The organism is Candidatus Saccharimonadia bacterium (assembly GCA_035544015.1).
In the GTDB taxonomy this organism is placed as follows: Bacteria; Patescibacteriota; Saccharimonadia; order UBA4664; family UBA4664; genus UBA5169.
This window is the reverse complement of sequence record DATKIP010000083.1, coordinates 1-13006: the sequence shown is the minus strand read 5'-3', so window position 1 is coordinate 13006 and position 13006 is coordinate 1. Positions and strand designations below refer to the sequence as shown.

At 57.4% G+C, this 13006-nt stretch carries 14 protein-coding genes; 10 read left to right on the top strand and 4 right to left on the bottom strand.

Features of this window, described 5'->3' with window-relative positions:
- Positions 1–60: 60 nt before the first annotated feature.
- Entirely contained in the window at positions 61–1002 is a 942-nt protein-coding gene (locus VMT30_05865) for an acyl-CoA desaturase (GenBank protein HVQ44464.1), read from the bottom strand.
- 121 nt (positions 1003–1123) lie between these two features.
- On the opposite strand from VMT30_05865, the gene VMT30_05860 reads away from it, so the two are divergent.
- From VMT30_05860 to atpC, 9 genes are all read left to right on the top strand, one after another.
- On the top strand, positions 1124–1372 hold the full coding sequence (locus VMT30_05860) for an AtpZ/AtpI family protein (protein ID HVQ44463.1): 249 nt from the start codon (positions 1124–1126) through the stop codon (positions 1370–1372).
- Complete coding sequence (atpB, locus tag VMT30_05855) at positions 1369–2175, top strand: F0F1 ATP synthase subunit A (GenBank protein HVQ44462.1); 807 nt, start codon at positions 1369–1371, stop codon at positions 2173–2175. The genes VMT30_05860 and atpB overlap by 4 nt, the downstream gene beginning before the upstream one ends.
- 132 nt (positions 2176–2307) lie before the next feature.
- Positions 2308–2523, top strand: coding sequence for an ATP synthase F0 subunit C (atpE, locus tag VMT30_05850; protein HVQ44461.1), 216 nt, complete (start codon positions 2308–2310; stop codon positions 2521–2523).
- 11 nt (positions 2524–2534) lie between these two features.
- Positions 2535–3056: a F0F1 ATP synthase subunit B gene (atpF, locus tag VMT30_05845; GenBank protein ID HVQ44460.1), complete on the top strand. Its 522-nt coding sequence runs from the start codon at positions 2535–2537 to the stop codon at positions 3054–3056.
- A 2-nt stretch (positions 3057–3058) separates the two neighbouring features.
- On the top strand, positions 3059–3460 hold the full coding sequence (locus tag VMT30_05840; GenBank protein ID HVQ44459.1) for a F0F1 ATP synthase subunit delta: 402 nt from the start codon (positions 3059–3061) through the stop codon (positions 3458–3460).
- Positions 3457–4992, top strand: a complete 1536-nt coding sequence (atpA, locus tag VMT30_05835; protein ID HVQ44458.1) for a F0F1 ATP synthase subunit alpha — start codon at positions 3457–3459, stop codon at positions 4990–4992. Before VMT30_05840 ends, atpA begins: the two co-directional genes overlap by 4 nt.
- Before the next feature lie 7 nt (positions 4993–4999).
- Entirely contained in the window at positions 5000–5860 is an 861-nt protein-coding gene (gene atpG, locus VMT30_05830; protein HVQ44457.1) for an ATP synthase F1 subunit gamma, read from the top strand.
- Between the two features lie 9 nt (positions 5861–5869).
- The gene (gene atpD / locus VMT30_05825; GenBank protein ID HVQ44456.1) at positions 5870–7291 is read left to right on the top strand and encodes a F0F1 ATP synthase subunit beta; all 1422 of its coding nucleotides are present in this window, start codon (positions 5870–5872) and stop codon (positions 7289–7291) included.
- Between the two features lie 154 nt (positions 7292–7445).
- Complete coding sequence (gene atpC / locus VMT30_05820) at positions 7446–7874, top strand: ATP synthase F1 subunit epsilon (GenBank protein HVQ44455.1); 429 nt, start codon at positions 7446–7448, stop codon at positions 7872–7874.
- Between the two features lie 4 nt (positions 7875–7878).
- On the opposite strand, the gene VMT30_05815 is transcribed toward atpC, so the two are convergent.
- Together VMT30_05815 and VMT30_05810 are read right to left on the bottom strand one after the other, a co-directional pair.
- A complete protein-coding gene (locus VMT30_05815) occupies positions 7879–8643 on the bottom strand; it encodes a hypothetical protein (protein HVQ44454.1) in 765 nt (254 codons plus the stop codon).
- Positions 8644–8690: 47 nt separating this feature from the next.
- Entirely contained in the window at positions 8691–10478 is a 1788-nt protein-coding gene (locus tag VMT30_05810) for a hypothetical protein (GenBank protein ID HVQ44453.1), read from the bottom strand.
- Positions 10479–10732: 254 nt separating this feature from the next.
- Here VMT30_05810 and VMT30_05805 point away from each other — a divergent pair, with 254 nt between their 5' ends.
- Entirely contained in the window at positions 10733–11635 is a 903-nt protein-coding gene (locus VMT30_05805; protein ID HVQ44452.1) for an NAD(P)-dependent oxidoreductase, read from the top strand.
- Between the two features lie 69 nt (positions 11636–11704).
- Here the strand turns inward: VMT30_05805 and VMT30_05800 are convergent, their stop codons facing one another.
- Positions 11705–12601: a hypothetical protein gene (locus tag VMT30_05800; protein HVQ44451.1), complete on the bottom strand. Its 897-nt coding sequence runs from the start codon at positions 12599–12601 to the stop codon at positions 11705–11707.
- Positions 12602–13006 lie beyond the last annotated feature (405 nt).

Below are 13006 nucleotides of genomic sequence, written 5' to 3'. Positions count from 1 at the left end.
TTCTCCTCGCTCGCCCCGTCCCCGAACAGTCCTACCCCTCTGAAGGACCGGGCGGGGAGTCTAGGCGGCCGGCTTGGCGCCGGCGCCGGTGTGACCAGCCCTGGGCCAGCGCACGTCGTACGCCCAGCCCAGCTGCTCGAACCAGGCGATCAGCCGTGCCGAGATGTCGAGCTGGCCGCGCCCCACGCCGTGTCGGGCGCAGGTTTGATCGGCGTGGTGCGAGTTGTGCCAGCTTTCGCCGAAGCTCACGATCGCCAGCGGCCAGAAGTTGGTGGACTTGTCGCGAACCGGGAACGGACGCTCGCCGATGACATGGCAGACCGAGTTGACCGACCAGGTGATGTGGTGCAGGAAGCTGATCCGTACCAGACTGGCCCAGAAGAAGGCGGTGAGCGCGCCCTGCCAGCTTTGCGACCACAGCCCGCCGATGAGCGCCGGGCCAAACAGCGTCACCGCCAGCCACAGCGGGAACTGGTGGTCGACGCGGGCGATGTCCTTGTCGGCCAGTAGGTCGGGGGTGAAGCGCTCTTCGTTGGTGCGCTCGCGGTTGAACAGCCAGCCGATGTGCGCGTAGGCCATGCCCTTGGCGACGGCCCGGGCACTGGTACCGAAGCGCCAGGGCGAGTGCGGGTCGCCGTCGCGGTCGGCGTGGGCGTGGTGACGACGGTGGTCGGCCACCCAGCGGATGGGCGAACCTTGCACGGCCAGGCTGCCGGCGATCGCCAGCGCCACGCGCAGCCACCGCTGGGCCTTGAAGGCGCCGTGGGTGAGGTAGCGGTGGAAGCCGACGGTGACGCCGAGCCCTGAGATCACGTAGAACGTGAGCGCGAGCGCGATGTCGCGGGCGCCGAGCCCCCAGCCCCAGGCCACCGGGATGGCGGCCATGAGGGCGATGAATGGACCAAGCACGAGGACCCATAGGATGGCCTGCTCGTAGTTCGGCCGCTTGCCATCAATTTCGGGCTTGACGCCCGGGGGATCAGAGGTGGATTGGGTTGTCATGGAGGTCCCTTCGGGCCGGGGACGTACGTTTCGGCAACGATTTGCCGAAGCCTCTTCATAATAGCAGTTTGGGCGTCGAATTATTGCCTAACGAGGCCAAATCTGTTACCATGCCTGGGAAATGACGAGCAAAGCTGAGAACAAGCAAGAGCGTGGTGTGCCCGCAAACGAGGCCTCGACCTTGGCGTTGCTGCTAGCGATGGCCGATACGACCTGGCGGATGTTTACGCCGCCGGCGCTGCTGGTAGCGGGCGGGATTTGGTTTGACCTGCACCAGGGCACCAAGCCGTGGGTTACGATCGTGGCGGCGGCGGTGGGTCTGAGCCTGTCGGTGTTGCTGGTGCGCAGCCAACTGAGGAAAACGGCATGAATCTGTGGCTAGCCGAAGGTCCGCATGTGAGTCTGCCCGCGGAGCATTTGTTTGATATTGGGCCGATTCATATTCTGAACTCGATGGCGCTGGGTGTATTGGGCACGGCAGTGGTGCTGGCGCTGTTTTTCTACACGCGCAAAAAGGTGGAGCAGCGTAAACACACTCGCCTGTCGGTGGCGGTGCTGTGGCTGTTTGAGATTTTGCTCGGGACGGTCGAGGAAGTACTCGGCGACCGCAAAATGGCCGTCAGGCTGGCGCCGCTGGCCATCACGATGTTTGTGGTGATCTGGATCAACAACTGGTTTGGCCTGCTGCCGTTCGTGGGGCCGCTGACGTATCACGGCGAGCCGTTTTTCCGCGGACTGGCGACCGACCTGAACTTCACAGCCGCACTAGCGGTGATTACGATGGTGACGGCGCAGATTTGGGCGATCCGGGCGCACGGATTTTTTGGCAACCTGGGGCGGTATTTCGCCAATCCCTTCACTAATCCGATGGGCGTGTTTGAGGGCTTTCTGGAAATTATCGCAGAGTTTTCGCGCCTGATTTCGCTGGCTATGCGGCTGTTTGGTAATATCTTTGGCGGTGAGGTACTGCTGGCGGTAATGGGCTTCATTAGTGCTTATGCGGCGCCGGTGGCTTTGCCGCCGTTTTTGTTCCTGGAGCTGTTCGTGGGCGCTATTCAAGCCTACGTGTTCTTCATGCTCACCGTTGTTTTTGTCTCGCTGGGCATAGCCCGCCACCATGAACCTGCCACCTCCGATGATGCTTCAACCATCAAAGAGGCGGCGCCGGCCTAAGTGTTACACGCTCATGAGAGCGCACTTCGTGCTGCTCTGGCCCTGGGCCGGAGGCGAACGGATTGCATCATCATGAGTATGTAACTCAGGTTTGGTAGAAACACTACATTAAATTTAAGGAGCAATCTTTACATGGATTCCCTCGCATTTGGTCTGACATATTCAATCGCCGGCGGCTTGGCTGCTGTGGGCCTCGGCCTCGTCGGCGCGGCTGCGGTCGGCGCAGTCGGCCGTAACCCCGACGCCCTCGGCAAGATCCGCACCATGATGATCCTGGCCATGGGTTTTGTGGACGCGCTGGCCATCATCGGCCTCGTGGTCGCGCTGATCATTAAGTTCCTGAAATAAGGTAACAACGCATGATATTTCTAGCTGAAAGCGGAGGTATCGGCAGCCTGTTCACGGCCCTGGGGCTGAATGTGCAGTCGTTGGTACTCAATACGCTGGCTTTCCTGGTGATCGTTTGGGTCCTGGGTAAGTTTGTGTACCCCTCGCTCATCAAGGCGCTCGACGCCAAAAAAGACGAGCTGGAGGCGGCGGTGCGGCTGGAGCGTGAGGCCAAAGAAGCGCTTGAGCAAGCCTCAAAGCAGGCTCAGGGCGTAGTGGCGGAAGCGCGAGCCTCGGCGGCCGAGATTTTGGACAGCGCCAAGGCCGATGCGACGGCCCAAATCGAAACGGCCCGCACCCGTGCAACCGAGCAGGGCGAACGGCTGCTGGCCGAGGCCAAGGAGCAGGTGGAGCGCGATGTGCTCGCCGCTCGCCGTGAGCTCAAGGCCGAAACGGCCAAGCTGGTGGCCGGCGCCACGGCTGCGGTGCTCGGCGAGAAGCTCGATAGCGAGCACGACCGCACCTTGATCGCCCGCTCGCTGGAGGGCAAATAGCCATGGCCAGCCGCTTCGACGTCGCGGGATATGTGGCTGAGCACCTCGGCGCTGACCGCCGCCAGACCGTGCAGGCTGCGGCCGCCTGGCTGGTGGACCATGGCCAGAGCCGCGGGGCCCGCTACTTGGCGCGCGATGTGGCGGGCGTGCTGGCGGCCGGCGGCTACGTGCAGGCGCGCGTGGTGACGGCCCGGCCCTTGAGCGCTGAGGCTCGCAGCCATGTGGAGGCTTACGTGAAGCAGGCCACCGGAGTCCGCGAATTGGAACTCGAAACCGCAATCGATCCAGCGTTGATCGGCGGTATTATTATTGAAACTCCCGGCCAGGCCTTGGATGCCTCGGTCAAAACCAAGCTGGCCCGCTACGTAACCGCGGCGGGCGACAGAAAGGAAGCTAGCGTATGAGCGATCTCAACGTCAAAGAATTAAGCAGCGAGCTTCAGGCTGCCATCGAGGGTCTGCGTTCTACCGAGAATTTGCAGGAAACCGGCGTGGTGACGCGTGTGGCCGACGGTGTGGTGTGGGTGTATGGCCTGCGCGGCGCCGGCTATAGTGAAGTGCTCGAGGTAGAAACCGACAGTGGCGTGCCGGCCCGAGCGTTCGCACTCAACCTCAACGAAGACGAAGTGGGCGCGGTGCTGCTCGACAGCGAGACTGGCGTGCGCGCTGGGGCGCAGGTGAAACTGAGCGGCCGCATTTTGGAAGTGCCGATCGGCCAAGAGCTGCTCGGCCGCGTGGTTGACCCGCTGGGCCGACCGATTGATGGCCTCGGCGAGATCAAAACCAGCCAGACCGGCCTCATCGAGCGGCCGGCGCCGGGCGTGATGGCGCGCAAGAGCGTGCACGAGCCCCTGGCGACCGGTCTCATTGCCATCGACGCCCTCGTGCCGATCGGCCGCGGCCAGCGCGAGCTCATCATTGGTGATCGTCAAACGGGCAAGACGGCCATCGCGATCGACACCATGATCAACCAGGCTCGTCAGAAAACCGGCGTGGTAAACATCTACGTGGCCATCGGGCAGAAGTTCAGCAAAGTCGCGGCATTAGTGGAGAGACTAAAAAGCGAAGGCGTGATGGACCAGACCATCGTGGTGGCTACGAGCCCGAGTGATCCGGCGGCGCTGTTGTACCTGGCGCCCTACGCGGGCACGGCCATGGGCGAATATTTCCGCGACAACAAGCAACATGCGCTCATTATTTATGACGACCTCTCCAAGCACGCGGTGGCCTACCGCCAGATGAGTTTGCTGCTGCGGCGTCCCCCGGGCCGCGAGGCTTACCCCGGCGACGTATTCTACCTGCACTCGCGCCTGCTGGAACGCTCGGCTAAGCTCAGCGACGACCTGGGCGCGGGATCGCTGACGGCCTTGCCGATCATTGAGACCCAGGCCGGCGACATTTCGGCCTACATTCCGACGAACGTGATTTCGATCACCGACGGGCAGATTTTCATGGAGTCGAACCTGTTTTACCAGGGTATTCGGCCGGCCATTTCGGTTGGTTTGAGCGTGAGCCGCGTGGGTGGTAGCGCCCAGACCAAGGCCACCAAGAGCGTGGCGGGTAGCTTGCGCGTGGAGCTGGCGCAGTTCCGCGAACTGGCGGCGTTCTCGCAGTTTGCCTCGGACCTCGACGAAGACACCAAGCGCCAGATCGACCGCGGCCGGCTGCTCACCGAAATTCTGAAGCAGAAGCAATACTCGCCACTGAGCGTGGCCGAGCAGGTTATCATGCTGCTGGCAGCCACCAAAGGTGCTTTCGACCAGATGCCGACCGACAAGGTGAATGCGGCGGTGCACGATTTGCTCAGCCGCATGAAGCAGCACCACGCCAAAGTGGTGGAGACCCTCAATGAGGGCGCCAAGCCAACGGACGAAACCGTGGCGGCGGTGGTGAAGGTGGCCGAGGAAGTCGCCAAATCGTTTAAGGTAAAGGCTTAGGCGCGTCATGGCATCCTTGCAGATCATTAATCGGCGCATCCGCTCGGTGAAGAACACCCGCCAGATCACCAAGGCCATGCAGATGGTGGCGGCGAGCAAATTGCGGCGCGCCCAGACGGCGGCCACGGGCCCGCAGCTGTACACGCAGGCGGCGCGCGAGTTGCTGCACAATCTGGGCGCCCAGAGCGTGGCGACCACACATCCGCTGTTTGCGGTGCGGCCGGTGAAGCGCGAGCTGGCGATTCTGGTGGCCGGCGACCGGGGCATGGCCGGCGGGTACAATGGCAACGTGGTGCGGGCGCTCGGCCGGCACATTCGCGAGACGCCAACGGCCGAGCATTTGGCGATCGCCATCGGCAAGCGCGCGGCTCTGAGCGTGGCGCGGGCCCGCGATGTGGAGCAGGTGGGTAGCTACGACATTGACGTACCGGATAAAGCCACGAACATCGTAATCCCGGTGCTCGAGCAGATCACGGGCATGTTTGAGCGCGGCGAGATCGACGCGGTGCACATTGTGGCTACTGACTTCGTGTCGACGGTGAGCCAAACGGTGAGCGTGCGGCAGCTGCTGCCGATCACGCCGCCCGAAAAGGCCGGCGCGCCTACCGAGAGCGCGATGGAACCGTCACCCGAGGAGCTCATTGGCCTGGTGGTGCGGCGCGTGCTGGAGGCCGAGGTGCTGCAGGCGGTGCTCGAGGCCCGGGCCAGCGAGGAAGCCTCGCGCATGCTAGCCATGATGAACGCCTCGGACAACGCCTCGGACATCATCGGCGACCTCACCTTGGTATATAACAACGAACGACAGTCTAAAATTACGCAAGAGATCTCGGAGATTTCCGCCGGGGCAGAAGCGATAGCGAAATCATAGGAGAACTATATGGCAACTGACACGAAACAATTAGGCAAGATTATCCAGGTGGTCGGCGTGGTGATCGACGCGGAGTTTGAGGGCGGCAAGCTGCCGGCCATTTACGACGCGCTCGAAATCGATCACGACGGCCGCAAGCTGGTGCTCGAGGTGGCTCAGCACCTGAGCGAAACCACGGTGCGGGCGATTGCGCTCAGCTCCACCGACGGACTCAGCCGTGGCACTGAAGTGCGCGGCACGGGTGCGCCGATTAGCGTGCCGGTGGGCGACGCGACTTTGGGGCGCATGTTTAACGTGATCGGCGAGGCCATCGACGGCAAGCCGGCGCTCAAGGACCCGCAGCTGGCGCCGATTCACCGCGAACCGCCGTCGCTCGAGGAGCAGAGCGGCAAGATCGAGATCCTGGAAACGGGTATCAAGGTCATTGACCTGATCGCGCCGATGGCCAAGGGTGGCAAGGTGGGCCTGTTCGGTGGCGCGGGCGTGGGTAAAACCGTGCTCATCACCGAGCTCATCAACAACATCGCCAAGTTCCACAGCGGCAACTCGGTGTTTGCCGGCGTGGGCGAGCGCACGCGCGAGGGCAACGACCTGTACCACGAAATGGCCGAAAGCGGTGTGCTCGACAAGACCAGTCTGGTGTTTGGCCAGATGAACGAACCGCCGGGGGCGCGGCTGCGCGTGGCGCTTTCGGGCCTGGCGCTGGCCGAGGGCTTCCGCGACCAAGGCCGCGACGTGCTGCTGTTTGTAGACAACATTTTCCGCTTCACGCAGGCGGGTTCGGAGGTGTCGGCGCTGCTCGGCCGCCTGCCCAGCGCGGTGGGTTACCAGCCCAACTTGCAGCAGGAGATGGGCGCACTGCAAGAGCGCATCACCTCGACCAAGACGGGCTCCATCACCTCGGTGCAGGCCGTGTTCGTGCCGGCCGACGACCTCACCGACCCAGCGCCGGCCACCACGTTTGCGCACCTCGACTCGACCATCGTGCTCAACCGCGCGCTCACCGAGCTGGGTCTGTACCCGGCCGTGGACCCGCTCGACTCCAGCTCGACCATTTTGGACCCGGCCATGGTCGGCGACGACCACTACAACACCGCCCGCGACGTGCAGCGCATGCTCCAGCGCTACAAAGACCTGCAAGACATCATCGCGATCCTCGGCATGGACGAGCTCAGCGACGAAGACAAAAAGACCGTGGACCGCGCCCGCCGTTTGCAGCGATTCCTGACGCAGCCGTTCCACGTGGCCGAAGTGTTCCTGAACACGCCCGGCAAGTATGTGAAGCTCGAAGACACCATCAAGGGCGCGCGCGAGATTCTCGACGGCAAGCACGATGAGCTGCCGGAAAGCGCCTTCTATATGAAGGGTGGGATTGAGGAAGTTGTGGCTTTGCATAAGGAAAAAGATGCTAAAGAGAAGGTAGCCAAGTAGTTTCTATGCTCTGCTACGAATCAAACTCTTGGCTTCTCAGCGAACTCTCCCCTACTCTTCCTTCGAAGCTCAGGGTTGTCACGCGCTTCGTGCGCCAAGAGTTTGATCCTTCGCTCTACCTCATTGCTTTACTGGGAGAAAATTTGTGAGCTCCATGAAATTCGAACTACTCACGCTTTCCGGGGCTAAATTCCAAGGCGAAGCCGAGGAAGTGCAGCTCACCACTACCAGCGGCCAAATGGGCGTACTCCCCCACCACGAGCCGCTTGTGGCACAGGTGGTGCCGGGTGCGGTGACGGTGCGCACCGGCAAAGGTGCACCCGAGGTGTTTGCGACGTACGGCGGTTTGCTCGAAGTCACAGCCGATCACGTGCGGCTACTGGCCGACGAAGCCGACCACGAATCCGAGCTAGTGGCCGAAGAAATCGAAGCCGCGCTGGCCGAAGCCAAAGAGATGCGCGACAAAGCCAAGGACAAGACCGAGCTGGCCAATGCCCAGCAAATGATCGACCGCAGCCAGGTGCGGCTGGGCGTGGCGCGCATGCGGCGGACGCATCACCGGGAGCGTCCCCCGCAGGGTTAGTTTCCTACAATTTGATGGATTTAAAACCGGAGTTACTTCCGGTTTTTTTCATTTTCTCAATCTCTGTTTCGGATATCCTAATAATTTCACTTAAAACACGACTAAAACCGGTTTGATCACGCTCCGACAGTTTTTTGTCTGGTTCTGATTGGCCCTCGAATGGGATTGTTATGAGCGTTATGTCGCCACGAGTGCTTGATTCTACACTGTCCCTCAGGGCAATTACTCTACTCAGCGTTTCGGGTTCGAATAAACCACTATAGCGGTCAATATATAAGTCCAAAGCTGCTAAGGTTTGCTGTATGTAGCGCAGCATTTCTGCAAAGTTCTTGTACGTAACTTTTGTCATGTCAACATGTTGTAGCTGGAGGTAACTGATCATGTACATTTTTTGCATGAGACTAGTTAACAAGCTGATCTCTGCTTCATTTGCATCAACTAGTGCGTATGCATCCACATTTAAGTGATCTCTTAATTCGTAACTAATGGTTCCTAAAAGGCTTCCGAGCTCGCCTTCAATCCGCCTCAGGCCTTTTGCAGGTTGGTCGCCATACCGCTGGCGTTCGTATCTATCTAGCAGCTTATTAACTATGGAGACGGAAAGGCCGAGAATAAAAAAATCAGTTCCCAGGTTAACGAATATCGAGTTCAAAATATTTGGCGCCGTAAGACATGCAAGTAGGAAGCACAATATTGCTAGCTCGGACCCAATATAAAATGCCCTCTTAATAAGGGATTCGCTTATTTTTCCCATAAGTGATTGTAGCATCAGGCTATGGTAATAATTTTAGCTAGGCGTGAAGGTTGGTTCACCGGTCAGAGACTTAATAATGTTCTGAAATTATCCATTTCCTCGCCCGAAGGTTGGTACAGCTCTGAGACATTCAACTTGAACATTGGTGTCTTAAATATTTCTTTTAACTTCTGTCTCTCAACATCGTCTATACCAAATGCTCTTACCCCGGTTTGATCATGATATTTTATATTCAAGTTGTTAATAAATTCCCTGTCCTTCTCCTCAGGCAGCTTATCCGCTGATTCTTTTAGGGCCTTGAGTAGTGGAGTGGGCGATAGTAGATCCTCTATGGCGCACTTTTCACTATAATTTTCGTCTTTGCTGACAATTTTAATCTCTCCATTTTTATCGCGGCTAATTCGTTTTAAGTTTACTTCACCATTATCCTTTAGCTCTGCGGCCTTTTCTGGATCTGTGTCTATAAGAAAAACAATATTTGACGGTTTTTTATCGGCTCTAAAGTAGTAATCCGAGAATATTTTAAATAGCCTAATTACCTCGTCGCGGCCACGAAGGGGGATGATCTTATGTTTGTCAAAATGGATCTCGATATAATTTTTATCTGTCGGGCCCTCGCAAAGAACAAATTTTGTATGAGAATCACTCTCTGCCCAAGTTCCGAGCGACGATAGAAAATCAAACATCATTCTCATTTCATACGGAGCCTTTTGCTGGGCGTCTTTATCAAGAAAATCTTGAATTTTACTCGCGACTATACTTCTTCCACTCTCGGAGTCCTTCATAAGAACTGCGCAACCATGAATTAACTGGGCTATCCAGCCATACCAGTGAGTAGTAAACGCAATACTAGGCCCCTCTTGAGTGAGGCCTCTCAGCTTATCGAATTGCTGTATTCTCGACCCTGCGTCGACAGAAATTTCAGGTTCATCAATCGCAAGTATCAGTTTTTCTCTCTCCTGAGGTTCGAGATTGCCGATCATAACGATAATAAAGTCGAGAAAAGCTCGTCGTCTCTGACCCGAGCTCATATCTGATATACCTATGTCTTTTGTACTAGTACGCTTTGTCAACTCACGGTTACTAAATAATGCTTGGGCGGCAAGCTCGCTAATCTGCTTTTCGGAAAGATTTGAGGAAACACCCGTTCTTAAATTCTTATAGTTATATCCCTCATCAACTGCCTGAAGCTTTTTAATGACATCTGTATTTAGGTATTCGATTACCATATCGTTTATATGGCTAGCTATGGTCGCTTGTTTACCCTTAACTTCTACCTTGGTCCCTTGGATTAATTTGGTAATTTCCCCCACTACGCCAGACCCCTTTATGAACTCAGTGGTCTTAGAGTTAATGTTGGTACCGCTGTCAATGTCGACTTCTGCACTTACATAAATGTATTTAAACGATGTAAGAATAAATTCCTTTACTTTTTCACCTAGCGCATCTGTCTTGGTGATCCTTCCATCAAAAAGGGGCGTAGCATTGTCTTGAAAGCGCATGCACGATATATAAACCTCCGTGCCCGAGGTATGGTATTCTTGATTTTTTGCGAGATCTTTAGAATTTTTCTTGAGCGCTTTTATCTCGTCGGCCGTAAAGTATTTTGCCAAGTCTGCATCGGTGCAGGCCACTATTGGTGCCACACCGCATTGATCTTTACCGGATTTTGTAATTTTATTCCGCACCCAGCCTTGGTCGGTGAAGAATGCGTTAAGCGCCTCAAAAACAGAGCTTTTCCCTACGCCATTTTCACCAATGAGGCCAACAAAATTTTCGCCACCAAAAAATAATGGCACTATCTGGATGGGTCCGTAACATTTAAAGTTTCTTAGGGCTACGGCTACGATTTTAATAACGAAGCTCCTGCGTATTCTAGATATATCTTACCCTTCTGACGGGTTTATGCCTATCGTGCTTATACGTATTTTAGTAAGGCTAACTTATTATGTTACTGTTCGAACCTAACTCTAAATCCAAAGGCAGGCGAACAAATCTGTGATAGTTTTCTTTAGTTCATTCCAATCATCGAAGTCTTTGTGCATGGTAAGCGTATTATACCAAACAAATACCGAAAACTCCTCTCGTTTGTTATAATCACCCCATGTTAAAAATTGTGGCGGCTCAGCCGCTGGAACTTACTGATGAGCAGAAGGCTCGGCTGGAGAAGCTGGGTGAGGTGACGTATTTTGATACGCGCGCGAGTACGGCCGATGAGTGGCTGGAGCGGGTGCGGGGGTTTGACGTGATTTGCACGGGGACGTTTGGGGTGCGCGAGAAGTCGGAGGAGTTGCGGGACACGTTTGTGTCGCTGCCGCTCGTGGGGGTGGGCTGGGCGCGGCCCGGGGTTTTGAAGGAGCGTGGTGTGGTGATTTCGAACAGCCCAGGATGCAACCGGTACGCGGTGGCGGAATGGATTGTGGGGATGCTGCTTACTGCGATGCGGCATTTGGACGCGTATCTGAACGTGCGGGAGCTGCCGTTTGGGCAGTTGCCGGCCTCGGGGATGGGGTTTGGCGATAAGCAGGTGACGATTTTGGGGCACGGGAATATTGGGACGATTGTGGGCGCGGCCTGCGCGGTGTTTGGGGCTCGGGTGCGGTATTTTCGGCGCGGGGATGATTTGGCGGCGAGCGTGAAGGGCGCGGATATTGTGGTGGACGCGTTGAGCGTAAATCCGGAGACGGATGATTTGTTGAACGGGGAGTTTTTTGGCGCATTGAAGCGGGGCGCGATTTTTGCAACGGTGTCGGCGGGCAGTATTGTGAATCTGGACGTGATGTTTCGCGCACTCGATGACGGCACGCTTCGCTGCGTGATCCACGACGCGCAAACGCCGGGTGATACGGCCGACCCGGTGTATCGGCGGCTGCGCGAGCACGAGCGGGTGTACGCGACGCCGCATATTGGGTATAACAGCGACGTGTCGCGGCACATGGGTAATGAAATGATGATTGAGAATATTGAAGCTTGGGTGGCAGGCAAACCGATTCACGTGGTGGGGTAGAAAAGGCTAGGCGCCGGTGGCCCCATGGGGCCACCGGCGCTGTCGCTCACCTCTGAGTTGCTGCCACGATCACCAGCTGGTCATCGCGCCAAGGTTGCCGGGGCTGCGCCAGTCGTTGGGCGTGACGTACGCCGCGAAGATCGGTACCGGCATCCCGGGCTCATGGATGGTGACCAGGAATGGGCCATCCACCTCGTAGTAGTTGTCGTCAGAGCGACCACCGAGGAGGGCTCCCATGGTCGTGACCTCCATGGCGCGGGCGCCGTACTCGTTCATGCCGAATCGCACTCGCTGGGCGGCCTGCGCGACCTCCCAGTACTCGCCCCCGACGGAGGTGGTGCGCAGGCCTTCGAGCCATGCGACGTCCGGGTATTCCTGCAGCTTGACCATCGGGACGACCGCGCCCTGGTACGAGCTGTCGACCGGTGGATCGATCTCGAAGTTGACCAGCCGGCGTCCTTCCTCCATGAGGTCGAACACCGAGCTGGGCGCCGAGCGCACCACCTGCAGCCTGAGCTCTAGGTTGTTCTGGCCTGGGACCCTCACCACCGGCTCACCGCCGGCGACGGGCACCACCAGACAGTTCTGGCCGGACCCCTTGAGCTGGAAGGCCGGGTAGCTGGCGCCCGCGACGAGGAGGCTGCGCCTCGTGGCGGGCGACAACCAGTCGATCTGAACGTTGAGCACACCGGCCATACCGAACTCACTGTTACCGGGTTCCCAAGCCGGCAGCTGCAGGTCGGAGAAACCGGCGGCCGCCAGCTGGTTGTTGATCTCCTCGGCGGTCAGGGCCGCGAACGCCTGCACGAACTGCTCCAGGAAGGGCAGCTCGTTGACATACGGTGGCAAGGTGCCGAGCAGGTGGTTTTGCATCGCATTCACCGACTCGCTCAGTGGGCGGCCGGTGACCGGCTGGGCCGCCTCGAGGCACCCGGCGATAGTGAGGGGGCTGAAGGTGAGACTCATGTCTCCTCCAAACTGGATCAGAAGCGGGACTGCAATATAATACAATAAATATTAATAAACTTCAACGACTTGAACTTTTGGCATAATTATGCCATTATAGAGCTTCGAGGTGTACTTTCCCAACGCTGTGGTTTGGAGGATCAATGACTCGTCGCCTTCCCGCTCCACTCCCCCACTTGATCGCACTGGCTATGCTGGTGCTCATGTTTTTCTGCCTGACTCCCCTCCTGCAGGTGGTCTGGGTGGTCGCGATAATGGTTAGCGTGGTATAGCCCCCTCAAAACAAAACCTGCATTTATTTCGAGATTTTGTTACGCTTAATTGCAAATGCGTAAAACAAATATCACCAACGAAGAAAAGATTCTTTTAAAGGAATATGCCAAAACCTCCCCACTCATCCTCATA

Bases quoted from the DNA above. Each gene is read 5' to 3' on its own strand.
- atpB (HVQ44462.1), top strand. From the start codon at position 1,369: ATGAATCTGTGGCTAGCCGAAGGTCCGCATGTGAGTCTGCCCGCGGAG.
- VMT30_05860 (HVQ44463.1), top strand. From the start codon at position 1,124: ATGACGAGCAAAGCTGAGAACAAGCAAGAGCGTGGTGTGCCCGCAAAC.
- VMT30_05805 (HVQ44452.1), top strand. From the start codon at position 10,733: ATGTTAAAAATTGTGGCGGCTCAGCCGCTGGAACTTACTGATGAGCAG.
- VMT30_05815 (HVQ44454.1), bottom strand. From the start codon at position 8,643: ATGCTACAATCACTTATGGGAAAAATAAGCGAATCCCTTATTAAGAGG.
- atpE (HVQ44461.1), top strand. From the start codon at position 2,308: ATGGATTCCCTCGCATTTGGTCTGACATATTCAATCGCCGGCGGCTTG.
- atpD (HVQ44456.1), top strand. From the start codon at position 5,870: ATGGCAACTGACACGAAACAATTAGGCAAGATTATCCAGGTGGTCGGC.
- atpG (HVQ44457.1), top strand. From the start codon at position 5,000: ATGGCATCCTTGCAGATCATTAATCGGCGCATCCGCTCGGTGAAGAAC.
- atpC (HVQ44455.1), top strand. From the start codon at position 7,446: ATGAAATTCGAACTACTCACGCTTTCCGGGGCTAAATTCCAAGGCGAA.
- VMT30_05865 (HVQ44464.1), bottom strand. From the start codon at position 1,002: ATGACAACCCAATCCACCTCTGATCCCCCGGGCGTCAAGCCCGAAATT.
- VMT30_05840 (HVQ44459.1), top strand. From the start codon at position 3,059: ATGGCCAGCCGCTTCGACGTCGCGGGATATGTGGCTGAGCACCTCGGC.
- VMT30_05800 (HVQ44451.1), bottom strand. From the start codon at position 12,601: ATGAGTCTCACCTTCAGCCCCCTCACTATCGCCGGGTGCCTCGAGGCG.
- atpA (HVQ44458.1), top strand. From the start codon at position 3,457: ATGAGCGATCTCAACGTCAAAGAATTAAGCAGCGAGCTTCAGGCTGCC.
- atpF (HVQ44460.1), top strand. From the start codon at position 2,535: ATGATATTTCTAGCTGAAAGCGGAGGTATCGGCAGCCTGTTCACGGCC.